The organism is Parafrankia elaeagni, from assembly GCF_000374165.1.
Taxonomy (GTDB): Bacteria; Actinomycetota; Actinomycetes; order Frankiales; family Frankiaceae; genus Parafrankia; species Parafrankia elaeagni.
Window position 1 is genome coordinate 54,454 of sequence record NZ_KB893727.1, and the last position, 24,736, is coordinate 79,189.

Below are 24,736 nucleotides of genomic sequence, written 5' to 3' on the forward strand. Positions count from 1 at the left end.
GGCACTTCGCACGGCCGGGCGGCCGGTAAGAATGGGGCCAGCGCACCCGAGGCAAGCCAGGAGGAAACCGTGCAGCGGACCGCCACCCGGCGTCACTACCTCATGGTCGAACCGAAGTATTTCGACGTCGAATACTCGATCAATCCCTGGATGCATCCCGAAGTGCCGACCTACGCCAAGATCGCACTCGAGCAGTGGGGGCGCCTGCGCGATCTCTACCTCGAACTCGGGCACCGGGTGGAGGTCCTGGAAGCGCGCCCCGGGCTGCCGGACATGGTCTTCTCCGCCAATGGCGCGACCGTCGTGGACGGGCGGGTGCTGGTCGCGCGTTTCCGGCACCCGCAACGACGCCCCGAATCCGCGGCGTTCCTCGAATGGTTCGAGAAGCGGGGCGGGGAATTCGGCGAGGTCCGGCAGGCGCAGTGGACGAACGAGGGCGAGGGTGACTGCCTGACCGTCGGGGAACGCATCCTGGCCGGTTCCGGCTTCCGGACCGCCACCGAGGCGCACACGGAGCTCCGTGAGTTCTTCGGGCGCCCGGTCGTCACCCTGACACTCACCGACCCGCGTTACTACCACCTCGACACGGCTCTCGCCGTTCTCGACGAGCAGACCATCATGTACAACCCGAAGGCCTTCACCGACGAGAGCCGGCAGCTGCTGGCGGAGCTCTACCCGGACGCCGTCACCGCGTCGGACGCCGACGCCGTGGCGTTCGGCCTGAACGCCGTCTCGGACGGGCGTCACGTCGTCCTGCCGCGGGCCGCCGTCGGGGTGATCGCCGAGCTGCGCGAGCGTGGTTTCGAGCCGATCGGCCTCGACCTGTCCGAGCTGCAGAAGGCCGGCGGCGGGCCGAAATGCGCCACCCTGGAGCTGCGCGGCGGGCCAGAATAGGCGTCGTGCTGCACCCCTCACGCGCCGTCGCGCGCGTCACCTACGACCGCGACGCCGTCGATGCCGTCCTTGACGAGGCGCTGACCTGCCACGTGGGTTTCGTGGTCGACGGCCGGCCGCATGTGATTCCCACGCTGCACGTCCGGGTCGGGGAAACGCTGTATGTGCACGGATCGACCGGGGCGCGGCTCCTCGCGGCGGGGCGGTCCGTGGCCCTTCCGGTGTGCGTGACGGTCTCCCTGCTCGACGGTCTCGTCCTCGCCCGGTCGGCTTTTCACCATTCGCTGAACTACCGCTCCGTCATCGTCCACGGTGACGCGCGGGCCGTCGTGGACACGGACGAGAAGAACCGTGTTCTCGCCGCCCTCGTGGACCGGGTCGGGGTCGGGCGGTCGGAACAGTGCCGCCCCCCGACACCGAAGGAGCTGGCGGCGACAGCCGTCCTGGCGCTGGGCCTGGGCGACCCGTCCACGGATGTCGCGCTGAAGTCCCGCACCGGCCCGCCGAACGACGACCCGCCCGACCTGGACTCGGGCTACTGGGCCGGTGTCGTCCCCGTCCGGCTCACCGCCGGTGCCGCGGAGCCGGACTGCGACCTGCCCGTCCCCGCCGGTCTCGCGCCGACGCTGGAAGCCCGCCGGTGACGCGGCAGCCGGTGACGCCGCAGCCGACCGGCGACGCGGAGGATCCGCCCGTGTCTCAGCGGCAGGCGGTCGTCGCGGTGCTGCTCCGCGCCGGGCGGGTGCTCGTCATCGAACGCGGCCCGCTGGCCGCCCGGTCCGGGTTCTGGGCACCGCCCAGCGGGCGGATCGAGCCCGGCGAGACACAGGCCGAGGCCCTCGTCCGCGAGGTGTGGGAGGAGGTCGGGCTGACCGTCGTCGCCGGTGCCAGGGTCTGGGAGTGCGACACCGACGACGGCAGCTTCCGCCTGCACTGGTGGACGGCCCCGGCCGAGACCGGCGACCTCCGCCTCGACCCCGGCGAGGCCAGCGACGCCCGCTGGGTGACAGCGGCGGAGTTCCGCACGCTGACACCCACCTTCGACGGCGACCTCCCCTTCTTCGAGGAAGTACTGCCGACCCTGCTCTGACATCCCCGCGCCCCGGAGGATGCCGCGGCGGGAAAGGCCGCCGACATCAAAGGCCGCCGATCTCAGTGGAAGAGGCCGCGCGGCTTTCCCGGGGGGAGGTCGAGGTGTGTCCGGATGCCCGGCGGGGCGGCGACGACGTCGTGGATCATGTTGACGACGGCCATGGTCGTCCAGGTCCGCCCGGCATCGACCCGGCCGTTGGACGGATGCTCCTCGAGCGTGAACGTGGTGGCCGGCTCGCCGAGGAACTCGACGATGTACCGGCTCGCGCCGTCGACGATCTCCGGGGTGAGGTCGTCCGCCATCTTCCACTTCGACTGGAAGACGATGGCGGGGCGCCCGTCGACGATCGCCTCCCAGCGGCGGCACATGCCCGCCACCTTGCCGGCCGGGATCAGTCCGGAGGCAACGGTGAGGTCCCTGTCGCTGACGGCGACCGTGAGGCCGCACTCGTACCGGTCGACCGTGAGCCCGAGACCCGTTGCCAGCAGGCCGATGGACTGGCTGTAGACGTCGAGGGCGAGCCGGTGCGTCCGGTGGGCCTCCTCCGGGTCGCGGCCGAACCCGAAGGCGGTGAGCATGTCGCTCGCCGGCGCGGCGCTGAAGTCGACCACCTCGGTCACGACCACCTGGTCGAGGCGGCTGTGCAGCCGGGAGCCGACGAGCGCGAGGATGTCACCGGCGAATCCCGGGTGGATGCCGCCGGCGTGAAAGCTGGTCCCGCCCGCCTGGCAGGCCGCCTGAAGGCGGATCGTCTGCTCGTCGTCCGGCCGCGGGAACGTGAAGCCGAGCGGCGTGACGACGTTCTTCCCGGAACGCAGGAGCGCCTCGAGGTCGTCGAGATCCGGCTGTAACGGCGCGTAGTGGACGCAGTCGGCGTCGAGGGTGAGGAGCTTCTCCTTGTCCGTCGTGGCCGTGACGCCGACCGGGTCCATCCCGGCGAGCACGCCCGCGTCCACGCCGTCCTTGGCCGCGGAGGTGGTGTAGACACCGGCCAACTCGAAGGTGGGATTAGCTGCGAAATGGCGGATGGCGATCTGGCCGATATGGCCGGTACACCACTGAACGACACGTACGGGACCCGACGAGGTGATCACTGGGATCGCCTCCTTCTCGAAAGGCTGGATCCGGAACGCGGGGCCCCGCGAACACGGCCATACCCTCGCCAACTTACCGAGGCGACGCCGCGCCCGCTACCAGCCGCCGGGCGGACGGATACGAGCCCGCCGGCACGGATCCATTCATCTTCCGGACATGACCGACGAAATGCCCGGAGCCCCGCGGGGGCCGCGGGGGCCGCGGGGTTCCGGGCATCTCAGGGCCGTGCCGCCTCAGCCGGAGCCCGCCACGGCGGGACCCACCGCGACAGGGCCGGTCAGCGTGAAACCGGTCAGCAGGTGCCGAGCATGCTGGTGAGGGCGGACTTCTCGGCGCTGTCCACGGTCAGGGCGTAGTAGTACTTCACCTGGACCCAGGCGCGGGCGTAGGTGCAGCGGAACGAGGAGAGCGGCGGCTGCCACTCGGCCGGGTCCTTGTCGCTCTTGGACTGGTTGACGTTGTCGGTGACCGCCCACAGCTCGGGGCCGCCGAGGTCGTTGGCGTAGGTCTGGCGCTTCGAGGTGGTCCACGCCCAGGCACCGGAGGCCCACGCCTCCGCGAGCGGCACCATGTGGTCGATGTCGACGTCCGACGCCGCCGTCCAGGTGGCGCCGTCGTACGGGCTGTACCAGGAGCCGGACGTCGCCGCGCAGCTGCTGTTCACGACGACACCGGAGCCGTCGCGCTTCAGCACCTGCTCCCGGGTGTTGCACGCCCCGGAGACCGTGATCCAGTGCGGGAAGAGGTCCCGGTCATAGGTGGACGCGTGCGACTCGGCCGCGACGGTCAGCGAGTTGAGCCGGCTCAGCGCGGTGCTCGCCGACGGGATGTTCGGGGGCGTCGCGCTCGCCGGGGCCACGGTGAACAGGACACCGACGAGTACGGCAACCACGGCGACCGCGGCCGCCCTGACGGTGCGAGGGGTCACGACACGCTCCTGACCGGTTCCACCGTGGCCGGACGGAGTTTCGGCACAAGGTCCGGAGAAACCTTCAGGAGAATCCCAGAGCAAAGCTTTCAGGAGGCAGACTAAAAGCAAATGAAAAGGAAATCATCAACACCGGAGAATAATTCCCGGGGAACGCGTTCCGCTGGAACGCAAAACCCTGGTGAACCCTCGGTACAACGCCGGACAACCAGCCGCGCCACGCCGCGCCGGTGCCGGCCGGCCGCCCGGGGCCGGGCGGAGATCCCGGCCGGGCTCAGGGGCCGGGATCAGGGCCGATCAGCGGTCAGCAGCCGATCAGCGGTCAGCGGCCGGGGCCGGGGCCGGGGCCGTCAGGCGGCGGGGTGGGGAGGCGCCGGCCGGTGTCCACGTCGAACAGGTGCAGGTCGGCGAGCGGGACGTGGGCGCGCGCCCGGTCACCGACGGCCGGCTGCCGGTCTCCCGCGCGCACCGTCACCGCCCACCGGCCGAAATCTCCGGTGCAGTGCACGACGGCGGAGTCGCCGGTGAACTCCACGACGTCCACCGTCCCGGTCACGACCAGTCCCGGACCGCTTGCCGCTCCCCCGGACACCGACGCTCCCCCGGACCCCGGTGTTCCTGGGGAGGCCGGCTCACCGGTGGGCGACGGTTCACCGGGCGCGGGTACCTCGAGGACGGCGTCGCCCGGCCGCCAGCCCAGGCGGACACGGTCCGGCGCCCCGCCGCCGGCGAGCGCCCCGCCGCCGGCGAGCAACCCGCGGAGGCGGCCGTCGGGCGACGTCCCGGCTGTCAGTTCGAGGCCGGCGGGATGGGACGCCACCGCCACCTCGTGCAGGTTCATCGACGGGCTGCCGACGAAACCGGCGACGAAGACGTCCGCCGGGCGGCGGTAGACCTCGCCGGGTGTGCCGGACTGGACGACCTTCCCCCCGTTCATCACCACGAGGTTCGTGCCCATCGACAGCGCCTCGAGCTGGTCGTGCGTCACCAGGACGACGGTGTTGCCCAGCTCCCGGTGCAGCCGGATCAGTTCCGCGCGGGCGTGCTGGCGCAGCTGGGCGTCCAGGGCGGAGAGCGGCTCGTCCAGCAGCAGCACCTGCGGCCGGCGGACGATCGCGCGAGCCAGGCCGACCCGCTGGCGCTCGCCGCCGGAGAGCTGCCCGGGGCGACGGCCACGCAGCTTCTCCAGGCCGAGCATGGCGCAGGCCTCGGTGACCCGGCGGCCGATCTCCGCCCGGCTCGGCCCCGTGCGCCGGTTGTGTTTGGCCTCCAGCCGCAGGCTGAACGAGATGTTCTGCTCGACGGTGAGATGCGGGTAGAGCGCGAAGTCCTGGAAGACCATCGAGACGCCGCGCTGTCCGGGCGGGGTGTGGGTGGCGTCGTCGGCACCGATGATCACCCGGCCGGTGTCCGGCGTCTCCAGGCCGGCGATCACCCGCAGGCCGGTCGACTTCCCGCAGCCCGACGGGCCGACGAGGACGGTGAAGGATCCGCGCGGCACCTCCAGCCGCGGGACGTCCAGCACGGTCTGCCTGCCGTACTTCTTCGTGATCCCTTCGAGCAGGACGCCGGGCACGGCGTCACCCCGGGCCGCGGGGCCGCCACCAGAGCCCTCACCGGAGCCGACGGCGGGGACGTCGACGGGAACGTCTGTGGTCACGGTGGAGGTCACCATGTCACCGCAGCCCGGCCTGGAGGAAGGCGTCGGCGATGCGCCGGGACGCCAGCAGGTACGCCACGATGACGGGCACCGTGGCCAGCATCGCCGCGGCGAGCATGGGGCCGTGCTCCGGGCCCTCCGAGGTCTCGAACAACTGAAGTCCCATCTGGATGGTGGTGTGCTCCGGGCTCGGCGCGGCCAGCGACGGCCACAGGTACTCGTTCCAGGTCGTGATGAACACGACGATCCCGACTGCTCCGAGGGCCGGGCGCAGCAGCGGCAGGACGATGTGGCGGAGCGTCTCGAACGGGCTGGCGCCGTCGAGCGACGCGGCCGCGATCAGCGTCGGCGGGATCGATCGGGTGTGTTCGCGCAGCAGCAGGACCGCCAGCGCGCAGTGGGCGAGCTGCGGAACGATCAGGCCGAGGAAGGTGTCCCGCAGCCCGACCTCGGTGATCATCAGGAAGTGCGGGATGATCAGGGTCTGCGGCGGGACGACGAGGGCGACGGTGACCGCGGCGAGCAGCACCCCCTGGCCGCGGTGCGCGAAGCGGACGAACGACCAGGCCGCGAGCACACCGGCCACGAGGTGGAGCGCCGTCACCCCGATCGCGGTGACGAAGGTGTTGAGCAGCAGACGTCCGATGGGGAACTCGCGCAGGGCGTACCGGTAGTTCTCCAACGTCCCGGGAAGCGGGAAGGGGCTGGAGCTGTAGACGTCGGTGCCGGGCTTGAACGAGCCGGACAGCGCCCACAACAGCGGGAACAGCATGGCGAACGCGGCCAGAGCCAGCACGGTGTGCCGGGTCACCGCCGCGGCGCCGCCACCGCCGCCTGGACCACGGCCATCCGGGACACTGCTGCCCGATCCGCTGCTGCCCGATCCGCTGCTGCCCGATCCGCTGCTGCCGTCACGACGTGACACGGCGCCTCCTCACCAGGGTCGACAGTCCGAACAACGCGGTGAGGACCACCACGATCAGCACCGCGGCCGCCGCGCCCGTCCCGGCGTCGAAGAACGTGAAGGCGTAGGCGTAGAGGCGGTAGTAGACGTTGTCGGTACTGTTCTCCGGGCCGCCCTGGGTGAGCACCGCGATGTTCGTGAAGGTCCACTGCCCGGCGAAGACGGCGCAGAGGAACGCGAGCAGGGCGGTGGTGCCGACGAGCTGCGGGACCACCAGGTGACGGGTGATCTCCCATTCGGTGGCGCCGTCGATGCGGGCGGCGTCGAACGCGCGGCGGTCGAGCGCCACGAGCGCCGCCCCGTACAGCAGGATGTTCAGCGCGACGAACCGGCTCGCGGTGATCAGCGAGATCGCCCAGATCGCGGTGTCGGGGTCGCCGAGCCAGTCCTGTTCGGGCAGGCCGACGGCACCGAAGGTGCTGTTCACGACCCCACCGAGGGGGTCGAGGATGAACCGCCAGGTCACCGCCGTCGCCACCGGCGCGAGGACGACGGGCATGAACAGCAGCGAGCGGTACCGGTCGCTGGCCCTCCCGGGGCGTTTCCACAGCATGATCGCCAGCGCCATCGGGATGACGGTGGCGAAGGGCAGCAGGGCGAGCACATACAGGCCCGTCTTGGCCAGGGCGCGCGGGAACTCGGGTTCCTCGACCAGCTGGCGGTAGTTGTCCACGCCGACGAACGTCTTGTCCGGGGACGTCAGGTCCCAGTCCAGGACGCTGAGGACGGCGGTGAACACCAGCGGCCCGTACACCCAGACGACCAGCGCGATCAGGAGCGGGGCCTGGTAGGCCCAGGGCGTCAGTCGGGCGCGGACGACGGCGGCGGGGGCACGCTTCGTCGCGTGCCCCCGCGCTTCGAGCGTCGAGGCGCCGGCCTCGAGGGTGATCATGCTCAGGCGCCGAGCTTCCTGATCTTGTCCGCGACCGAGGAGAGGGTGGACGCCGGGTCCGCGTCACGCAGCACGATCGGCTCCACCGCCTCGTCCTGCAGGACCACCACCGCCTGGTTCGCCTTCGAGCCGGGGAACGCGGTGTAGGGCGTCACCGTGTCGAGCTGCTCGAGCGACGGCTGGAGAAGCTCGACGATGGGCTCGCTCGCCAGCCTGGTCGCGACGGACTCCCGCAGCGGCAGGTAGCCGATGCCCTTCGTGATGATCTCGAAGCCGGCCTCGCTGGTGGCGAACTTGACGAACTCCCAGGCGGCGCGCTTGTGCTCGTCGTCCTTGGCCAGCACCGCCAGACCCGCACCCGAGTAGGTGGGCCTGGCCGGCTTCGAGCCGAAGGTCGGGAACGCGGCCGTGCCCAGCTCGAACTTGCCCTGCGCGGCCTTCATCGCGGCGGCGAGTACCGAGGTGCTCGTGACGAGCATGCCGAGTTTGCCGGTGGTGAACGCCGTCAGCGCGGTCTCGGTGTTGACCGACGGCATCGCGCCGGACTCCGTGAGGTCCTGCATCGTCGCGAGCGCGTCGACCGCCGGCTTGGCGTCGAGGGTGATCTCGCCCTGCGCGTCGACGAGGCTCCCGCCGTTGCTGTTGATGACCGACTGGGTCAGGAAGTCGGACTTGCTCGCGTCGGCGATGCCGTAGTAAACGCCCTCGTTACCGCCGGCCTTGATCTTGAGCGCGGCGTCCTTGACCGCTTCGATCGTGGCCGGCGGGTTGTTCGGGTCCAGGCCCGCGGCGCGGAACAGGTCAGCGTTGTAGTACAGGACCGGGATCGACATGGTGTACGGCATCGCCTCGACGGCACCGTTGAACTCGACCGCCGTCAGGATCTGCTTCGAGATGCCCGCGACGTGCTCGTCCCACTCCGCCACCGGCGGGATCTGCTCGACCGGCACGATCGGCAGCACCTGCACCGCCTCGGCCATCTTGCTCCAGCCGATCTGCGCGACGTCCGGCGGGCTGCCGGCCGCGGTGTCGGTGCGCAGCCGGGTGAGCACGTCCTTCGTGGCCACGCCCTGCGGCTCGACGGTGATGTTCGGGTGCGCCTTCTCGAAGGCGTCGATGAGGGCCTGGGTGCCGGTGCCGCCCAGGCCGGGCGTCCCGAAGTTGTAGGAGAGGAACTTGATGGTGACCTCGGCGTCGGGGCCCAGGGGCGCCAGGCCGGCCGTGGTGGCCTCCCCGTCGGGAGCTGCGCCCGCGGAGCTGGTGGTGTCGTCGCCGCAGGCCGCGGCGGCGAACATTGAAAGGGCGGCGACCAGGGCGGGCAGCAGAAGCCGCCGCCCGCGTACGCGTCCTGTCCGGCCTGTCATTCTGTGACCTCTCCCACGTTCGAGCACGTTGACGTCTTCAGTCGGCCGGACACTGCCCACCGACCCCCCACATCCGTCCGGTGTCTCACCGGACGGATTTTCGTACCCCGCGTGACCGCGGCGGAAAATGCCAGGGAAACGCAGGGGGTGCAGCACCGGAACGTGCTGTTCAGGCCGCCGGCCAGGCCGGTCAGGCCGCCGCGAGCAATGGTGCCGCCAGAGATTCACGGACGCAAACGTAGTTTTCGATCCGCCAATTGGTAATTCGAATCGGCGTCGGACCGGCCGTCCGTCGCGCCGTCGCCCGCCCCATCGCCGGCCGCCCCATCGCCGGCCGCCCCATCGCCGGCCGCCCGCCCACGTTCAGACGCCGCCGACCGGCACCCGGGCGGTCTCACCGGCGGGGCGGGGGCGCGGTACCGGTGCGCTGGTCGCGAAGCCGTGGCGCAGGACGCGCGCCATCATCGCCGGGCGGAGAATGCTGGCCGGCGGTTCGACCAGGTTCGCGAGCCGCATGAATGTCCGCGCCACCACCGGATCGACATGCGCGGCGATATGAGCACGCCGCAGGTAGGCGTTCGTCAGCCTGACCCGCGCGGTGCGGTGGCCCTCCACACCCGGATAGTTCAGGTCCGCGTTGGTCGACATCTGCCAGGCGAGGTCGATCAGGGGCGCGGCCTCCTTGTGGAAGCGCCGTGCCAGGTCGTCGCGGCCCGCGCGCAGGCAGCGGGTGAGTACTTCGGCCTGTTGGGCGGCCACGGTCATTCCCTGGGCGTAGACCGGGTTGAGGCTGCAGGCCGCGTCGCCGACGACGAGAAGGTTTCCGGGGGCACCGACCAGCGTCTCGTAGTGCCGGCGCAGCGATCCCCGGAAACGGTGCGGGACGGGATCGTCCAGCGGCTCCGCCGCGGAGACGATCTGGTAAATGTCCGGGACGGGCAGCGTCGAGGCGAACTCCCGGAAGCCGGCGTCGTCGAGCGGCGGGTGGTCGCCGAGCATGCCGCCGAGGGTGACATGCCAGCGGTTCCCCTCCAGCACGACGGCCCCGCCGCCCCGCCAGCCGGGCATGGTGGAGACGACCACACCCAGGTCGCCGTCCAGGTGCTCCGGGCGCCGCCGGTAGGTGCGTGACGCGTAGCCGAGGTCGATGTCGATGCGCTCCTCGGTCGGCCTCGGGCAGCCGAGGTCCGCGAGCCAGTCGGGGGTCCGGGAGGCCCGCCCGGTCGCGTCCACGACCAGATCAGCCTCGATCACCTCGATCACCTCGGCCGCCTCTGCAACCTCTGCAACCTCGGCAACCTCTGCAACCTCTGCAACCCCGGCGCCGGCACCGCTGTGGTGCGGCCCGTCCGCCTCGGCGCCGGGCGCGGCGAGCGTCTTCCCGCCGGCGCTCTGGACCCGCACGCCGACCACTCGCCGCGGGTCGCCCGCCGCCGCCACCAGCCCCAGCGCGGCGACGCGGGAGCGGAACGCGACACCGGGCAGGGCCGCGGTGCGGGCCCGCAGCGTGCTCTCCAGCAGCGGCCTGCTGGCCAGGACCGTGGTCAGGCCGGTGGGAGTCGGATGCACCCGCAGGCCGCTGAGATACCACCGGGACCGGATCAGGACCTCGGTGGTCGGGGCGCCCAGGTCGGCGAGTTCCGCGGTCAGACCGGGGAAGAGATCCTCGATGATGCGGCGCCCGCGTTCCATGAGCCCGTGCAGGTGGCGGCCCTGCGGCGCGCCCCGCCGCTGTTCGACACCGGGCAGGTCGTCCCGGTCCAGGACCGTCACCCGCTCGTAGCTGTCGGCGAGGACGCGGGCGGCGAGAATACCGGCGAGGCTGGCGCCGATCACCACCGCGTGCCCGCCGCGGCCCACGGCCACGGCCGGTCCCGGCCGCTGTTCGTCCTTCGGTGGAACAGCCTGCCCGGCCGGGCTGCTGGTGTCTGCCACTTCGTCCTCCCACGGCTGTCGCGGCCGGGGCCCGGCCGCCGTGACCACATGGCTCTCGCCCTCGTGACCACATGGCTCTCGCCCTCGTGACCACATGGCTCTCGCCCTCGTGACCACACGGCTCTCGCCCCGCGGCCCGACGGACCCGGGCCCCTGGCCCCGGATGCCGGATGCCGGCGCCGGCCATCCGGGCGCGGCTCCGCGAGTATTCCGGAGGAAATGCTGCCCGCGGCGAAAGAAAAACGTCAAGAAACGCCGTCGAACGCCAATCAGTTTATGGGCATCACCTATCGATACAAATCGGAACACCCGAAACCAAAGGTTCTCACCAGCTTTCCCGCCCGTTCATCCTCCCGTTAATGACATGCACATCAATGACAGAGGTTCGATCCGCAGCCGGACGGATTTCATATCCGGGACGCGTTTTTCTCGTCACGAAATCCGTCGGAACATCAGCGACACCGAGCGCAGGAGGTTGCCAAATGACGACGTCAGCACCGTCTCCCGGCGCACCGGAAACAATCGACATGACGGAGAGCGTGACGGCCGACGAGGCGGCCGAGGAGCTGCCCACCTCGTTCCTGTGGATGGACCCGCCCGACCACACCCGGCTGCGCCGACTCGTCGCGAAGGCCTTCACCCCGCGGCTGGTCGCCGGCCTGCGACCCCGCATCGGGCAGCTGGTCGACCAGCTGATCGACAACGCGCTGGACGCCGGTGAGTTCGACCTGATCGAGACGATCGCCTACCCGCTGCCGCTGACCATCGTCTGCGAGCTCGTCGGGGTCCCGGCCAGTGACCACGCCATGGTGCAGCAGTGGTCGCAGTGGCTCGCCCGCGGCTTCGACCCGGAGGTCCTGCTGCCCGAGCAGGCCCGCGCCGAGCGCAGCACGGCGTCCCGGGACTTCCAGGCGTACTTCCGCGCGCTGATCGACGAGCGCCGGCGCCGGCCGCAGGACGACCTGCTCAGCGCCCTCGCCGCGGTCGAGGACCAGGGCGACGTGCTGACCGAGGTGGAGCTGCTGACCTCCTGCGTGACCACCCTGGTGGCCGGCCACGAGACCACCGTGAACCTGGTCGGCAGCGGAATCCTCGCGCTGCTGCGCAGCCCCGACCAGATCCAGGTGCTGCGCGACCGACCCGAGCTCGTCCCGGCCGCCGTCGAGGAGCTCCTGCGCTACGACCCACCCGTCCAGCTCACGACCCGGTCGGCGAAGGGGCCGCTCACGGTCGGCGATCACACCTTCGCCGACGGCGAGGGGGTCGTCGTCCTCATCAACGCGGCGAACCGCGACCCGGCGGCGTTCCCCGACCCCGACCGGCTCGACGTCACGCGGTTCCACCAGCGCACACCCACCCCACCGCACCAGCTCGCCTTCAGCCTCGGCATCCACTACAAGCCGAACGTCATCCTGCGCGGCCCCGAACGCCTCCCCGTCTCGGTGCGGCAGCGGGCCCCACGGGACACACACCCGGTCAACCGCCGCCGACCGGCGAGGCGGGCGGGTGACCGGTCAGGAGAAGTCCAGCAGGGCCGGCAGCGGGAACGAGACCGGGAACGGGTCGGAGATCTCGACGGTGTCCTGCCCGCTGAACACCGTGGGACGCCCGTAGGCCGCCCCGTCGGCGGTCATGCGGAGCACCTGGACGCGGGGTTCGGGGTCGAAATCCACGATCCAGTACTGAGGAATTCCGGCGAGCGCGTACTCGGTGACCTTGCGTCCCCGGTCCTCCCGCTCGCTGCCTGAGCCACGGGAGACGACTTCGACCGCGAGAAGCACGTCCGCGCCGTGGTAAAGCGAGCGACCGAGCCTGCGTGCGCTGCTGGCGGCGACCGCGTCGATCACGGCGACATCCGGCTTGCGGGCGCCCGCGGGGGTGGCGATATCCATCGGCGCCTGGACGTAGACCCGTGCCTTCGCCGCCTCGGCGGCGCGTTCCAGGATGCGGCTCAGCTGCCCGGCGAGGAAGTCGTGGCGTGTACTGGGCGCCAACTCGATCAGCCAGCCGTCGACGAGTTCGAAGGAGCGGCCGTCATCGGGCAGTCCATGTAGATCCTCAACCGTGTACGGCCCATAGCCGTAGCCGTGGTCCCGAGCGACACTCACTGGCTCCGTCCTCTCGCCGGCGGTGGCCTGCCGCAACCACGAGGTTAGTCCAGAATCCGGGCGCGGCGGCGCAGGCTGGATCTGCCTCCGCGCAGGGACCGGATCATCATCGGTTCAGTCCTCGCCGGAGGTCGGGGGGGACCACGGGGAGCAGGAGCGCTCCCGGTAGCCCGCGTCCGCGGTGGCGGTGCCGTCCAGGGTCAGCAGCATCGGCACGTAGACCTTCACCGCCGGATCGACCGTCGCCGGCTCCGGACCGCCGACCACCGCGAACCCGTGCCGGTCGTACATCCGCCGCGCCGGGGCGTTCGTCGGCACGACCCACAACCGGACCCCGGCCGCGCCGGCCGAGCGGGCCCAGTCCAGCGCGGCCGTCACCAGCGCGTCCGAGACGCCCGAGCCACGGGCCGCGGGCGCCACCCACATCGCCGCCAGCTCGCGCAGGTCCCGCGCCGCGGAGGGGGTGTGGACCGACACCGAACCGATCACCAGGCCGTTCCGCTCGGCCAGGAACGTCGCATCGGCGTCCCCGGACGCGCCGAGCCGTGCCCGGGCCTCCCAGTCGGCCACCGGCCGGGCCACCTCGTCGTCGTAGGTGCGCCAGAACGCCTCCGGCGCGTCGGCCAGCGCCGCGAGCCGAACCTCCCGCAGCACCCCGGCGTCATCCGCCCGGATCCGCCGCACCCGCGCTCCCCCGGCCTGGGCCTGGTCCCCCGAACGAGTCATCGCCACCGAGTCTGCCAGCCCGGACCTTTGTGGGAGAGCCCGACGAACCAGGCCCTACCCGTCCCGCCGCGGGATGACGGGCGCGTCGCGGCCGGTTCCCGTGACACCCCGGCCCCGGGACTCGCCCGTCGCTCCGGCGGCACCCTTCTCCTCGTGATACTCCTGTTCCACGTTGACGGTCCACACGTCGTGCCCCGAGCCGTCCAGAATGTTCTCCACGGTGAGCATCGCGGTCAGCATCGAGTGGTCGGCGTTGTTGTAGCGGTGCATGCCGTTGCGCCCCACCGGGTGAACATTGGGTGTGTTCTCCTCCAGCCAGCGTCGCATCAGGTCGACGTTACGGCGGTAGAACTGGTCGTACGTTGGATACGCCTTGGGTACCCGCACCACGTAGCCGGCCTCCACCGCACCCGGACGGACCAGCCCGAGGGTCTCCAGTTCCGCGGTGCCCAGGGCGATCAGGTCCTGGTCCGGCATCGTCCACATCTCGTCGCCCTCGAAGACGAAGAACTCCAGACCGAGGCAGGTGCGCCCCCGTTTCACCAGATACGGCGACCATGACCCGTAGTTCTGGATACGGCCGACGCGCACACCGGGGTCGTGGATGTAGATCCAGTTGTCCGGGAAGCCGAACTCCTGCGGCACGACCAGGGCGACCGTCAGGTAGTCGCGGTAACGCAGGTCGTTCGCGGCCTCCAGCACCTCGGCCGGCGGGGGCGGATCCATGCAGGTGAGCAGCGCGGACATCGGCATGGAGGAGATCACCTGGTCGGCCGGCACCCGATCCCGCCCCCCGGACGCGGAAGTGACGGAGACGGCGACGGCCCGCCCGTCCGCCCGATGGACCGCCGTCACGGCCGAGTTCAGGACGACGCCCGCGCCCATCTTCTCAGCCTTGCGGGCAGCCTCCTCCCACATCATGCCGGGCCCGTACTTCGGATAGCGGAACTCCTCGATAAGACTGGTGATCTCCTTCTGGTTCCGCTTCGGGAGGACCGCGTTGACGATCGCCGAGGAGAGGGAGAGGTTCTTGACCCGCTGAGCGGCCCAGTCAGCGGGCATCTCACTCACCGGTATCCCCCACAGCTTCTCCGTGTAGGTCCTGAAGAACGTCCGGTACAGGCGCCAGCCGAACCGGGCGACCAGCCACGACTCGTAGTTCGCGTCCGGGTCCTTCGGTGGGCGCGCGCGGGCGTACAGATAAGAGCCGATCGCGAGAGCCGCCTCACGCGGTCCCAGGTTTCGCAGAGCATTCAACGCTCGCAGCGGATAGTCGTACAGCCTGCCCTGGTAGTAGATCCGGCTCATGCGGGGACGGAGCAGGAAATCGTCTTCGGGCAGAATCTCGTTCCAGAGCGCCTCGACCGCCGACACCTTGGTGAAGAAACGGTGACCGCCGATGTCGAACCGCCACCCGTCCCGCACGACGGTTCGGCTGATCCCGCCGACGACGTCGTCGGCCTCGAAGACCGTCACCGGGGCGCCCCGGGCCGCGAGCTGGTAGGCGGCCGTCAGCCCGGCTGGGCCGGCACCGATGACAACCGTGTGGGGACGTCCGGACTCGGACACATCGTCTCCTTCACCAGGTGGCACGCGGACCGCGCGCTCAGCGCAGTTCCCCGCACAGATAGTTGGACGTATCTGCCTCAAATTTTAGACACGACTGTCCAAGTCTAGGGTGGAGGGGTGTCCACGGGAGTTCCAGAGCCGCCGGGGACGCCAGGGACACCGGGAACTCGGCGGACGTCGAGGGCACCTGCACGCGGCCGGCCCGCCAAGCGGGAGGCGATCATGTCGGCGGCACTGGACCTCTTCGTCCGCCAGGGCTACGCCGCCACGACCCTCGAGGACGTCGCCGCGGCCACGCCGGTCTCCCGCCAGACCGTCTACAACCACTTCGGCGACAAGGAGACGCTGTTCCTCAGCGCCATCGACGAGCACCTCACAGCGACACTGGGCACCCTGCGCGAGGCGACGGCGCACTTTCCCAGCCGCCTGCCGGACCCCGAGGTCTACCTGAACGAGCTCGCGCGCCGGATCATGACGACCTTCCTGCACCCGCGCACAGCAGCCCTGCGCCTCCTGCTCCAGACCGAGGGTCCCCGTCATCCCCAGCTGATGCAGCTCTGGCGGGAGCGCGTCGCGACGCCGGTGTGGTCCGAGCTGACCGGCCAGCTCGCTCGCCTCGCTCACGGCGGCGCGCTGACCATCGATGACCCCGCGCGCGCCGCCGGCCACTTCATCGCCCTCGTGAACGGAACCGTCTGGGAGATGACGGAGCTCGGCACCTTCGCCGTCCACACACCGCCCGCGATCGAGGACCCGGCTCTCGACACGGCTCTGCGCTCCGCTGTCGGCCTGTTCGTCCGCGGCTACGCTCGCCGAGCACCCTAGGCTTCGAGCCTCGCGCCGCCGCGGGCTCGGTTCCGGACTGCGGCGATCATGCGGCAGGCCCGCTGCGAGTAGCCCGACCAGGGCCTGTTCTGGACGTGGCCCGGCCTGGACGGCTAGGCGTCTGGCTGGCGGCTGGCCATCCAGGCGGTGAGGTCGTGCGCGTGGTCACCGTTCTCGCTGTCGGCGCGGTAGCGCTCGGCGTCCATCGCCCTGCCTCCTGTCCCACTGACGGGTCCGGGGTCAGCATGACAGCAGGATCCCGGTCAGCGACCGGAGCCATTCGCTGATCCTGGCGCGGTGGATCGTGTCCACCTGCGTGGTCTGCGCCGAAGCGCGGGGAAAGGGCCGGCCGGGACGCTGTTAGCGTCGTGTCATGTTGCCCGCGGAGCTGCAGAGCGTCGACCGGAGTGACCTGCGTGCCACCGTGGGCGATGTCACCTACCGGCGGGGCGTGCAGTACGCGCAGCAGGGCTCCGTGATCGAGCTCTCCTGGCGGTCGGCGGGGAACGCGCTCCACGGCCGGGTGGCGGGAAGCCACGGAGAACGTTATGTGACCACCGTGTACTTCACCGTCCTCACCGCTCGTGGGCCGTGGTGTTTCGACGACTCGCAGTGCAGCTGCCCGGTGGGTGTCGACTGCAAGCACGCCGTGGCGCTCGTGCTGGCTGCGGCCGAGCAGGCCGCGAAGCCCGCCCCGCCCCGCCGGGCCGCCACCGGGGCGTCACGCGGCTGGGCCTCGTCGCTGTCGGACCTGCTGCGCGATCACCCGGCGCAGGACGAGGCCCACGGGGCGACGCCGCTCGCCGTCGAGCTGACCCTGTCCGCCGAGACGCCGGGGGGGCGGTCGAGACGTGGCCGGCCGGCGCTGAGCGTGCTCGCCCGGCTGGTGAAACCCGGGAAGACGACCTGGATCAACGCGTTTTCCTGGTCGAAGCTGAACTCGCCCCACAGCCACTACCAGCGGGAGTCCTACGTCGAGGCGCATGTGCGGATCCTGCGCGAGATGTACGCCGTCTACCTGGCCGGCCAGGAGGACACCGGCTACGGCGCCTACTCCTACGGCGACGAGAAGTACCTCGACTTCAGCGGGTTCGCGAGCCCCCGGCTGTGGCCGCTGCTCGACGAGCTCGCCGCGGCCGGGGTGCGGCTGGTGCACGGGCGCAAGCGGCTCGGCGACATCGAGCCGTACGGCTCCGCCGAGCTGTGCCTGGACGTCACCAACGCCTCGCCGCCGGCCGCGCTCACGGTCGGCCCGCTGCTGACGATGGCCGACTCGGGCGCGGCCGTCGCGCCGTTCGCGTTCATCGGCGATCACGGGGTCGTCGGGGTCGACCGGGCGGAGATCGCGGCGTCGGACCGCCCAGAGGACTGGCACCTCCGGCTGGCCCGCCTGACCGCGCCCGTGCCGGCGGCCCTGTCCCGGATGGCGGTGGAGAACAAGAGCCTGCGGATCCCGGCGACGGGCCGGGAGCGGTTCGTCGCCGAGTTCTACCCCGGTCTGCGCCGGCTGGCCCGGGTCGTCTCCAGCGACGGCTCGTTCGAGCCGCCGGTGATCGCGCCGCCGGTCCTGGTCGCGCGCGCGGACTTCGGCCCCGGGCACACCGTCGACATCGGCTGGGAGTGGGCCTACACGGTCGGCGACACTCGGCTGCGGGCACCGCTGCACGACGACCAGGGCAGCCAGGGCGACGCCGACAGCGGTGCTGGCGGTGGCGGCGGTGGCGGCGGCGGCGGGGTCGCCCGGTACCGCGACCCGGCCGCCGAGGCCGACATCCTCGCCGGCCTGAACCTGCCGTCCGCGGCCGGGCAGCTGCTCGCCGCGGTCAACCCCGGCGCACCGGTCCGGCTCAGTGGTGTCGAGACGATGCGGTTCGCCACCGAACTGCTCCCGGCGCTGAACGCCCACGACGGCGTCACCGTCGAGATCGGTGGGCGTCCCGTCGACTACCGCGAGGTCGGCGACGAGCTGCGGATCGAGGTCTCCACGGACGCGGTGCCCGGCGACCCGGACTGGTTCGACCTCGGCGTCGCCGTCACCCTCGACGGGCGGGTGCTCCCCTTCGCGGCGATCCTCGCGGCCCTGAGCCGGCGGGAGACCCACCTGCTGCTCGACGACGGCACCTACTTCGGCCTGGACCGGCCGGAGCTGGCCAGCCTGCGTCGCCTCGTCGAGGAGGCGAAGGCGCTGCAGGACGCCCCCGGCGCCGGCGGATCGTTGCGCATCAGTCGCTTCCAGGCCGGGCTGTGGGAGGAGCTCGTCAGCATCGGCGTCGTCGTCCGCCAGGCGGCGCAGTGGCGCCGGCAGGTGACGGGGCTGCTGGAGCTGCACACCGCCGGCGCGCAGGAGGTGCCGGGCACGCTGCGCGCCGATCTGCGGCCCTACCAGGCCGACGGCTTCCGCTGGCTGAGCTTCCTGTGGGACTGCCAGCTCGGCGGAATCCTCGCCGACGACATGGGCCTGGGCAAGACGGTGCAGTCCCTCGCGCTGATCTGCCACGCCCGCCAGGCCGACCCGGGGCTCCCGCCGTTCCTCATCGTCGCGCCGACGAGCGTGGTGACGAACTGGGCCGCCGAAGCCGCCCGGTTCGCGCCCTCGCTGCGGGTCGCCGTCGTCAGCGACACGCTGCGCCGCCGCGGGGAGACCCTCGCCGAGATCGTCGCCGCCGCCGATGTGGTCGTGACGTCCTACACGCTGTTCCGGCTCGACATCGACGACTATGCCGCCGGGGTCTGGGCCGGCCTGATCCTCGACGAGGCGCAGACCGTCAAGAACCATCAGGCGAAGGCCTACCAGTGCGCGCGCCTGTTGCCGGCGCCGTTCAAGCTGGCGGTCACCGGGACGCCGATGGAGAACAACGTCATGGAGCTGTGGTCACTGCTGTCGATCACCGCGCCGGGCCTGTTCCCGAACCGGACGCGGTTCCACGACTACTACGCCCGCCCGATCGAGAAACAGGGCGACGCGGAACGTCTGGCGCAGCTGCGGCGCCGGATCCGGCCACTGATGATCCGGCGGACCAAGGAGCAGGTCGCCCCGGAGCTTCCCGCCAAGCAGGAGCAGATCCTCGACGTCGACCTGCACCCCCGCCACCGCCGGATCTACCAGACCCACCTGCAGCGCGAACGGCAGAAGGTGCTGGGCCTGATCGGCGACATGAACCGCAACCGGTTCACCATCCTGCGTTCGCTGACCGCGCTGCGGCAGCTCAGCCTGCACGCCGGGCTCGTCGACGACACCCACGACGAGCTGCCCAGCGCCAAGATCGACGTCCTGCTCGAACAGCTGCGGGACGTCGCCGACGGCGGGCACCGGGCGCTCGTCTTCAGCCAGTTCACCCGCTTCCTCGGCCGGGTCCAGGAGGCGCTCGACGCCGACGGCATCGAGCACTGCTATCTGGACGGCGCGACCCGTGACCGGGCCGCGGTCCTGCGCCGGTTCAAGGAGGGGCACGCCCCGGTCTTCCTCATCAGCCTCAAGGCCGGCGGATCCGGGCTGAACCTGACCGAGGCGGACTACTGCTTCCTGCTCGACCCCTGGTGGAACCCGGCCACCGAGGCCCAGGCGGTCGACCGCACGCACCGCATCGGGCAGACCCGCAACGTCATGGTGTACCGGCTGGTGGCCAGGGACACCATCGAGGAGAAGGTCATGGCCCTGAAAGCCCGCAAGGCCGGCCTGTTCTCCGGCGTCATGGACAGCGGCGACTTCACCGGAACCGCACTGGACGCCGACGACATCCGCGAACTGCTTTCCTGAGACGACGGACTCCAGTTGTAGCCACAAATTTGTGTTACCATGATCGTCATGGCGACCTCGGGTGAGCATGCGGTGGGCCTTCGGGAACTGCGCCACCACACCAGCGAGGTACTGGCGAGGGTGCGCCACGGCGAGACGATCGACGTGACGGAGTACGGCCGGCTGATCGCCCGGATCGTGCCGGTCGAGGGGCGTGAACCGACACCGGCCCTGGACCGGTTGGTGGACGCCGGGCGAGCGCGCCTGGCCGTCCGGCCGGGATTTCGCCCACGGATGCGAGCCGGTGACGGGAGCGACCGGCTCGGCGAGGCACTCCGCGCGCTGCGCGACGAGGAGCGCTGGTGAGCCTCTTCTACATCGACACCTCCGCCACGCTCAAGCTCCTGGCCGAGGAGACCCATTCCCGGGCTTTCGCGCAGTTCTACGATCGGCATCCCGGCGCGTCGTGGGTGAGTTCCGCCCTGCTGCGGATCGAGGTGATCCGTGCCGTCGGGCGGGTCATGCCGGCGGCACTGCCCGACGCACGGGACCTGCTGCTCGCCTTCAACTATGTCGGTATCGACGATGATGTCGTCGACACGGCGATGAACGAGCCGGACCGGATGCTTCGCTCGCTGGATGCGATCCATCTGTCCACAGCACGAATCTTCGGACCGGAGCTGAGCGGTCTCGCCACCTATGACGACAGGCTGGCGGCGGCGGCCAGGGACGCCGAGATGGCAGTGATCGACCCACGCGACTGAGCCGGCGGTCAGAGATTCCGGCGTTGGAAGGAGGTCGCTGCCAGCGCCCAGATCATGGCCACCCACACGGCCGACCACGCGAGGTAGACACCGGTCAGCGAAGCCGCGCTGAGGAAGGGGAAAGCCGCGAAGGAGCCGTCGTCGGCTCTGAGGAAAACCCCCGGGTCCTGGAACGCGTTCATTGCCCCGCGCCACAGGCCGTCGGTGGGCAGCAGGATCCGCGAGACGGTGCCGACCCGCTCCACGCTCGCGTTGTCGAGCGCCGTACCCACTCCCCCGACCACACCCGCCACCCAGGCCGCCCCGAACAGCCCGACCGAGACCACCCCTGAGGCCATCGGCGACACGACCGTCGACAGTAGCAGCGCGAGCGTCAGCAGCACGACCACCTGCGCGGCGAGCAGGGCGAGGGCCTCCCCTGGCCGCGGGGGCCAGAAGTCGGCCGCCGCCCTGACGACGAGACACTGCGCAAGCCCGGCGAGAACGATGTAGACAGTGCCGAACGCCACCAGCCCCAGCCATTTACCCAGCAGGAACTCCGACCGCCGGATCGGCCGGGCGAGCACGGCCAGCGCGATACCTGACTCGGTCTCACCGGCGAGCGTGGGGCCGGCGAGGAAGGCGGTGCCCAGCGCTGCGATCAGGCTGAACCCGAACATGACCAGGTTCAGGATCTGGGAGGACGCCAGCAGCCGCTCACCGGTGGTCAGCCCACCGGAGTCGGCTTCGGCGGCGAGCCGGGAGATGCCCCAGCCGCTCAGCGTCAGCAGCACCACGGTGAGCACGGCCAGCGCGAGCATCACCTTGCGGCGTGAGGCCTCCCGCAGGGTGAGCACCGCGATGGTGAGCACCGTCCGGACCGTTCCCAGCCGGGCTCGCAGCAGCCGTCCCGACGCGGTCGCGGGTGGTGTTGCCGCAGGTGGTGTTGCCGCGGACGGCGGGGCGCCCGCTCCGGACGAGGACAGTCGGGTTGTCATCGTGTGTCCTCCGGTCGGTCGGGGGAGCCGGCGCGCAGGATGCCGAGCAACCGTTCCTCCAGGCTGATCCGTGCGGGTTCGACGGCGTGCACGCGCGTTCCCAGGCCGACGAGCTCGGCCACCAGGCCCGGGACGACGTCCGCTGCCGCGCCACCCGATCTGTTGCCTGTGCCCGTATCCAGCTCTGGGTCCGGGCCTGCGAGGTCCGGCGGCAGCACCAGCGTGAACCAGTCGCCCGAGCGCTCGACGCCGCCGACCGCGGTCAGGCAGCGGTGCGCGGCCGGAGAGACGTCCGTGAGCCGCAGCCGGAGCTCGCGCTGGCCGAGGAGCTCGCGCAGCGTGCCCGCCGCCGCCACCCGGCCGCGGTCGAGAATCACGACCCGGTCGCAGACCCGTTCGACCTCGCCGATCAGGTGCGAGTTGAGGAGCACCGCGACACCGCGGGAGCGCAGGTCCAGCACGATGTCGCGGACGTCGGCCCGGCCGAGCGGGTCCAGCGCGCTCGTCGGCTCGTCGAGGATCACGAGCTCGGGCCGGGCGACCAGGGCGACCGCGAGCCCGAGCCGCTGCTGCATCCCCTTCGAGAAGCCGCCGACCCGGTCGCCGGCGCGCTCGGCGAGGCCGACCAGGGCCAGGCAGGCCTGCCGTTCCCGCGCGGTCACGTCGGCACCCGAGAGCCGGATGTGCAGGGTCAGCACCTCCGCCGCGCTCAGCCAGGGCTGGTAGCGGAAGAGTTCGGGCAGGTAGCCGACGCGGGCACGGGCGGCCGGGTCGCTGGCCGGGCGCCCGAGCAGGAGCACCTCCCCCGCGTCGGGCCGGACCAGGCCGAGCAGCATCTTGATCACCGAGGTCTTGCCGGCCCCGTTGGGGCCGAGCAGGCCGACGATCTGGCCTCGGCCGACCTCCAGGGAGACGTCCTCGACGGCGGTGCGCCGGCCGTACCGCTTGCGCAGTCCGGAGCTCCAGACAGCGGGCGACGGGTGCAGGCCTTCGACCAGGCGTGCCGTCGCACGCAGCGTCGCCTCGTCGACGTCGCCACCGACGTCGGTGGCGGTGGCGGTGGCGGCCGTGGCCGCAGGCGTCGGGGAAGTCACTGGAGCTCCCGGGCTGTCGTGAGGACCTCGTCGGTGGACAGCGAGCCGGCCACGGCGAACAGCTCGCCGCTGTCCACCCAGACGACCGCGGCGAAGGTGCCGTCGCGGCTGGCCAGCGCGGTCGCGGGGGTGCCGTCGACGTCCACCGGCTTCGTGGTGAACTCGTCGCTGGGTACCGGCAGCGGCAGGGTGGTGCCGTCCGCGGCGTAGGTGCGCAGCTGCGCCGCGACCTCGTCGGGCAGGCCGGGCAGGGAGAGGACGTAGTCGCGGACCGTCCCGAACGGGACACCGGAGGAGAACGCCCTGGGTGCGACGGCGTGGCCCACGATCAGTGCGGGGGCGCCGCTGGTGGACGGCCAGACCTGCGCCACGCCCGGGCCGGCGGTCAGCCGCACCCGCGCACCCTCCAGGCCGGGCGGGACGGGCGGCAGCGGGCGGCCCTCGGCGGCGGCCGCCTGCGCGGCGCGCTGCGTCGAGAAGGTGAACACGGCCTCGGCCTCGTCACTCACCTGGATCAGCGACCGGCCGTCGACGCCACGGGGAAGATGTTCGACGTCGGGGACGTCGAGACCGGTCTGCTCGGCCGCGGCCGCCGCGTCGTCGACCTCCCGCAGGGCGGGCTGCCGGCTCCAGGCGAGCTCGCCGTACGCGCTCAGGTCGGGCAGCGCGACCAGGTCTGAGGCGCGCAGGCCGATCACCGCGACCCGCTCCGTCTGGAAGATCTTCAGCCAGCCGTTGGCCGCGGCGGTACCGGCCCCGGCGATGACGACGGAGGCGGCCAGGGCTGCGACGATCGGACGGCGCGAGAACTGCCCCACCCGCCGGCGGCGCGGGGAGCGGGCGGCCGGGCGGCCGATGTCGGCCGCGGGTGCCGCGGATGCCGCGGATGCCGCGGATGCCGCGGCCACCAGGCGGTGCCAGGCGGCGTCCTCGTCGACAGGGGCGGCGATGGCGTCGGCGTCGGCGGTGCCGGCGGCGGTCAGTGCCGCGTGGACGGCGGCGGCGTCCACGCGCATGGTGGCGAGGGTGGCCAGGCAGCGCGGGCAGCTCGCGGTGTGCTCGCGGTCGGCGTCGGCCACCCCGGCCGGCTCGTCGAGCAACCGGCGCAGCACGCCGTCAGATGTGTGACCCATGGCGGTGCAGCTCCTTTCGTAGGGCGGATTCGGCGCGGCGGACGGTGGTGCCGATGCTGGTCGGGGACATGTCGAGGGCGGCGGCGACGTCGGCGTAGCTCAGGCCGCTGTGTCGCAGGACGAGGGCCACGGCCTGGGTGCGCGGGAGCCGGGCGAGGGCGGCGCGCACCTGGCGGTGTTCGTCCCGCAGGACCACGGCCTCGGCGACGTCCGGCACGCCGACGGCGTGCGCGACCGTGGCCGCCGTCTCCTCCCGCCCGGCGCGGCGCCGATGCGAACGGATGTGGTTCAGCGCGGTGTGGGCGGCGGCGACGCAGAGCCAGCCGCGGGTCTGCGCGGCCGGCACCGAGGACCGGTTGAAGGAGAGGAAGACCTCCTGGGCGACGTCCTCCGCCTGGTGCCGGTCGCCGAGCACGCCGGCGGCCACCCCGACCACCACCCGGTACTCGCGGCGGAACACCTCGTCCAGATCCGGCCGCACGTGCGCCGCGCTGCGCGCCTCGACGCGCGCCTCGACGCCGTGGGCCGCCGTGCCGCGCGCCGCCGTGCCGCGCGCTGGACGGGGAAGCACCATCCGCCCGCTCCTCCCCTCCGCCCCGTCCCTGCTGCCGGCGCCGACGGCAGCCGCCCCGGGGCCCGCCAGAGCGGGGACGCCCGCCGCCTGCCCGTGCCGTTTCAGGTCCATAGCCATACAGCACCGCCGCGAGCCCGCTTGTGACATCGGGCTCCGGAGCGGCCTGGAACGACCTGGTCTCCGTGGCTCGTCCACGCTGGATCTGACGCCGTGTCTGGTTTCTTGCCGGGAGGTCGTGTGGTGCGTTTCCGCGACTAAAGGGCCACCCGTGTCCGTTCCCGCCGGAGTCTTGACGGATCGAGGTGGCGACCGTTCCGCAAGCCTTCACGGGCAGGAGCCCCNCAGAGACACCACCTGCCCGGCGGACCCTCCGAGGGGAGCTTGCTCCGACCGGCGGAGGCTCCA

General features: G+C 71.6%; 21 protein-coding genes and 1 pseudogene. 8 read left to right on the forward strand and 14 right to left on the reverse strand.

Annotation, left to right across the window (positions count from 1 at the left end):
- Positions 1 to 69 precede the first annotated feature (69 nt).
- Genes ddaH through B207_RS0116475 form a run of 3 tightly spaced genes read left to right on the forward strand, consistent with a single transcriptional unit; the run spans position 70 to position 1,984 of the window.
- On the forward strand, positions 70 to 894 hold the full coding sequence (ddaH, locus tag B207_RS0116465; RefSeq protein WP_018637658.1) for a dimethylargininase: 825 nt from the start codon (positions 70 to 72) through the stop codon (positions 892 to 894).
- A gap of 5 nt (positions 895 to 899) precedes the next feature.
- A complete protein-coding gene (locus B207_RS0116470) occupies positions 900 to 1,538 on the forward strand; it encodes a pyridoxamine 5'-phosphate oxidase family protein (RefSeq protein ID WP_018637660.1) in 639 nt (212 codons plus the stop codon).
- A 50-nt stretch (positions 1,539 to 1,588) separates the two neighbouring features.
- Positions 1,589 to 1,984, forward strand: a complete 396-nt coding sequence (locus B207_RS0116475) for an NUDIX domain-containing protein (protein WP_026311126.1) — start codon at positions 1,589 to 1,591, stop codon at positions 1,982 to 1,984.
- A 62-nt stretch (positions 1,985 to 2,046) separates the two neighbouring features.
- Here the strand turns inward: B207_RS0116475 and B207_RS0116480 are convergent, their stop codons facing one another.
- The 7 genes from B207_RS0116480 to B207_RS0116510 all read right to left on the reverse strand — a co-directional run bounded on the left by B207_RS0116480 (position 2,047) and on the right by B207_RS0116510 (position 10,825).
- Positions 2,047 to 3,081: an NAD(P)H-dependent amine dehydrogenase family protein gene (locus B207_RS0116480; protein WP_018637663.1), complete on the reverse strand. Its 1,035-nt coding sequence runs from the start codon at positions 3,079 to 3,081 to the stop codon at positions 2,047 to 2,049.
- A gap of 293 nt (positions 3,082 to 3,374) precedes the next feature.
- A complete protein-coding gene (locus B207_RS0116485) occupies positions 3,375 to 4,010 on the reverse strand; it encodes an HNH endonuclease family protein (RefSeq protein ID WP_018637665.1) in 636 nt (211 codons plus the stop codon).
- Between the two features lie 322 nt (positions 4,011 to 4,332).
- Positions 4,333 to 5,685: an ABC transporter ATP-binding protein gene (locus B207_RS0116490; RefSeq protein ID WP_018637666.1), complete on the reverse strand. Its 1,353-nt coding sequence runs from the start codon at positions 5,683 to 5,685 to the stop codon at positions 4,333 to 4,335.
- 1 nt (position 5,686) lies between these two features.
- The gene (locus tag B207_RS0116495) at positions 5,687 to 6,595 is read right to left on the reverse strand and encodes a carbohydrate ABC transporter permease (protein WP_018637667.1); all 909 of its coding nucleotides are present in this window, start codon (positions 6,593 to 6,595) and stop codon (positions 5,687 to 5,689) included.
- A complete protein-coding gene (locus tag B207_RS0116500; RefSeq protein ID WP_018637668.1) occupies positions 6,582 to 7,526 on the reverse strand; it encodes a carbohydrate ABC transporter permease in 945 nt (314 codons plus the stop codon). The genes B207_RS0116495 and B207_RS0116500 overlap by 14 nt, the downstream gene beginning before the upstream one ends.
- Before the next feature lie 2 nt (positions 7,527 to 7,528).
- Positions 7,529 to 8,890: an ABC transporter substrate-binding protein gene (locus B207_RS0116505; protein ID WP_154675401.1), complete on the reverse strand. Its 1,362-nt coding sequence runs from the start codon at positions 8,888 to 8,890 to the stop codon at positions 7,529 to 7,531.
- 363 nt (positions 8,891 to 9,253) lie between these two features.
- Positions 9,254 to 10,825 carry an FAD-dependent oxidoreductase gene (locus B207_RS0116510; protein WP_195905303.1) on the reverse strand — a complete coding sequence of 524 codons (1,572 nt, stop codon included), beginning with the start codon at positions 10,823 to 10,825 and terminating at the stop codon, positions 9,254 to 9,256.
- A gap of 482 nt (positions 10,826 to 11,307) precedes the next feature.
- Between B207_RS0116510 and B207_RS34190 the strand changes: the two are divergent.
- A pseudogene (locus B207_RS34190) lies at positions 11,308 to 12,222 on the forward strand (cytochrome P450); the annotation flags it as partial.
- Between the two features lie 117 nt (positions 12,223 to 12,339).
- Here the strand turns inward: B207_RS34190 and B207_RS38440 are convergent.
- The 3 genes from B207_RS38440 to B207_RS0116535 all read right to left on the reverse strand — a co-directional run bounded on the left by B207_RS38440 (position 12,340) and on the right by B207_RS0116535 (position 15,228).
- Complete coding sequence (locus B207_RS38440; RefSeq protein ID WP_195905304.1) at positions 12,340 to 12,933, reverse strand: Uma2 family endonuclease; 594 nt, start codon at positions 12,931 to 12,933, stop codon at positions 12,340 to 12,342.
- A 114-nt stretch (positions 12,934 to 13,047) separates the two neighbouring features.
- A complete protein-coding gene (locus B207_RS0116530) occupies positions 13,048 to 13,659 on the reverse strand; it encodes a GNAT family N-acetyltransferase (protein ID WP_051102557.1) in 612 nt (203 codons plus the stop codon).
- Between the two features lie 54 nt (positions 13,660 to 13,713).
- Complete coding sequence (locus B207_RS0116535; protein WP_018637675.1) at positions 13,714 to 15,228, reverse strand: NAD(P)/FAD-dependent oxidoreductase; 1,515 nt, start codon at positions 15,226 to 15,228, stop codon at positions 13,714 to 13,716.
- A gap of 222 nt (positions 15,229 to 15,450) precedes the next feature.
- Here B207_RS0116535 and B207_RS0116540 point away from each other — a divergent pair, with 222 nt between their 5' ends.
- From B207_RS0116540 to B207_RS0116560, 4 genes are all read left to right on the forward strand, one after another.
- A complete protein-coding gene (locus tag B207_RS0116540; RefSeq protein WP_018637676.1) occupies positions 15,451 to 16,053 on the forward strand; it encodes a TetR/AcrR family transcriptional regulator in 603 nt (200 codons plus the stop codon).
- A gap of 373 nt (positions 16,054 to 16,426) precedes the next feature.
- Positions 16,427 to 19,810 carry a DEAD/DEAH box helicase gene (locus B207_RS0116550; RefSeq protein WP_018637678.1) on the forward strand — a complete coding sequence of 1,128 codons (3,384 nt, stop codon included), beginning with the start codon at positions 16,427 to 16,429 and terminating at the stop codon, positions 19,808 to 19,810.
- 48 nt (positions 19,811 to 19,858) lie between these two features.
- On the forward strand, positions 19,859 to 20,155 hold the full coding sequence (locus B207_RS0116555; RefSeq protein WP_026311127.1) for a type II toxin-antitoxin system Phd/YefM family antitoxin: 297 nt from the start codon (positions 19,859 to 19,861) through the stop codon (positions 20,153 to 20,155).
- The gene (locus B207_RS0116560) at positions 20,152 to 20,553 is read left to right on the forward strand and encodes a PIN domain-containing protein (RefSeq protein WP_018637680.1); all 402 of its coding nucleotides are present in this window, start codon (positions 20,152 to 20,154) and stop codon (positions 20,551 to 20,553) included. Before B207_RS0116555 ends, B207_RS0116560 begins: the two co-directional genes overlap by 4 nt.
- A gap of 8 nt (positions 20,554 to 20,561) precedes the next feature.
- Here the strand turns inward: B207_RS0116560 and B207_RS0116565 are convergent, their stop codons facing one another.
- From B207_RS0116565 to B207_RS0116580, 4 genes are all read right to left on the reverse strand, one after another.
- Entirely contained in the window at positions 20,562 to 21,404 is an 843-nt protein-coding gene (locus tag B207_RS0116565; protein ID WP_018637681.1) for an ABC transporter permease, read from the reverse strand.
- Positions 21,405 to 21,526: 122 nt separating this feature from the next.
- Positions 21,527 to 22,624, reverse strand: a complete 1,098-nt coding sequence (locus tag B207_RS0116570; RefSeq protein ID WP_018637682.1) for an ABC transporter ATP-binding protein — start codon at positions 22,622 to 22,624, stop codon at positions 21,527 to 21,529.
- On the reverse strand, positions 22,621 to 23,757 hold the full coding sequence (locus tag B207_RS0116575) for a hypothetical protein (RefSeq protein WP_026311129.1): 1,137 nt from the start codon (positions 23,755 to 23,757) through the stop codon (positions 22,621 to 22,623). Before B207_RS0116575 ends, B207_RS0116570 begins: the two co-directional genes overlap by 4 nt.
- A complete protein-coding gene (locus B207_RS0116580) occupies positions 23,741 to 24,448 on the reverse strand; it encodes a sigma-70 family RNA polymerase sigma factor (RefSeq protein WP_026311130.1) in 708 nt (235 codons plus the stop codon). The genes B207_RS0116575 and B207_RS0116580 overlap by 17 nt, the downstream gene beginning before the upstream one ends.
- Positions 24,449 to 24,736: the final 288 nt, after the last annotated feature.

Excerpts from the sequence above, each read along its gene's own strand:
- B207_RS0116490 (WP_018637666.1), bottom strand. The coding sequence starts at position 5,685 with ATGGTGACCTCCACCGTGACCACAGACGTTCCCGTCGACGTCCCCGCC.
- B207_RS0116500 (WP_018637668.1), bottom strand. The coding sequence starts at position 7,526 with ATGATCACCCTCGAGGCCGGCGCCTCGACGCTCGAAGCGCGGGGGCAC.
- B207_RS0116505 (WP_154675401.1), bottom strand. The coding sequence starts at position 8,890 with ATGACAGGCCGGACAGGACGCGTACGCGGGCGGCGGCTTCTGCTGCCC.
- B207_RS0116530 (WP_051102557.1), bottom strand. The coding sequence starts at position 13,659 with ATGACTCGTTCGGGGGACCAGGCCCAGGCCGGGGGAGCGCGGGTGCGG.
- B207_RS0116540 (WP_018637676.1), top strand. The coding sequence starts at position 15,451 with ATGTCGGCGGCACTGGACCTCTTCGTCCGCCAGGGCTACGCCGCCACG.
- B207_RS0116550 (WP_018637678.1), top strand. The coding sequence starts at position 16,427 with ATGTTGCCCGCGGAGCTGCAGAGCGTCGACCGGAGTGACCTGCGTGCC.
- B207_RS0116555 (WP_026311127.1), top strand. The coding sequence starts at position 19,859 with ATGGCGACCTCGGGTGAGCATGCGGTGGGCCTTCGGGAACTGCGCCAC.
- B207_RS0116575 (WP_026311129.1), bottom strand. The coding sequence starts at position 23,757 with ATGGGTCACACATCTGACGGCGTGCTGCGCCGGTTGCTCGACGAGCCG.
- B207_RS0116580 (WP_026311130.1), bottom strand. The coding sequence starts at position 24,448 with ATGGCTATGGACCTGAAACGGCACGGGCAGGCGGCGGGCGTCCCCGCT.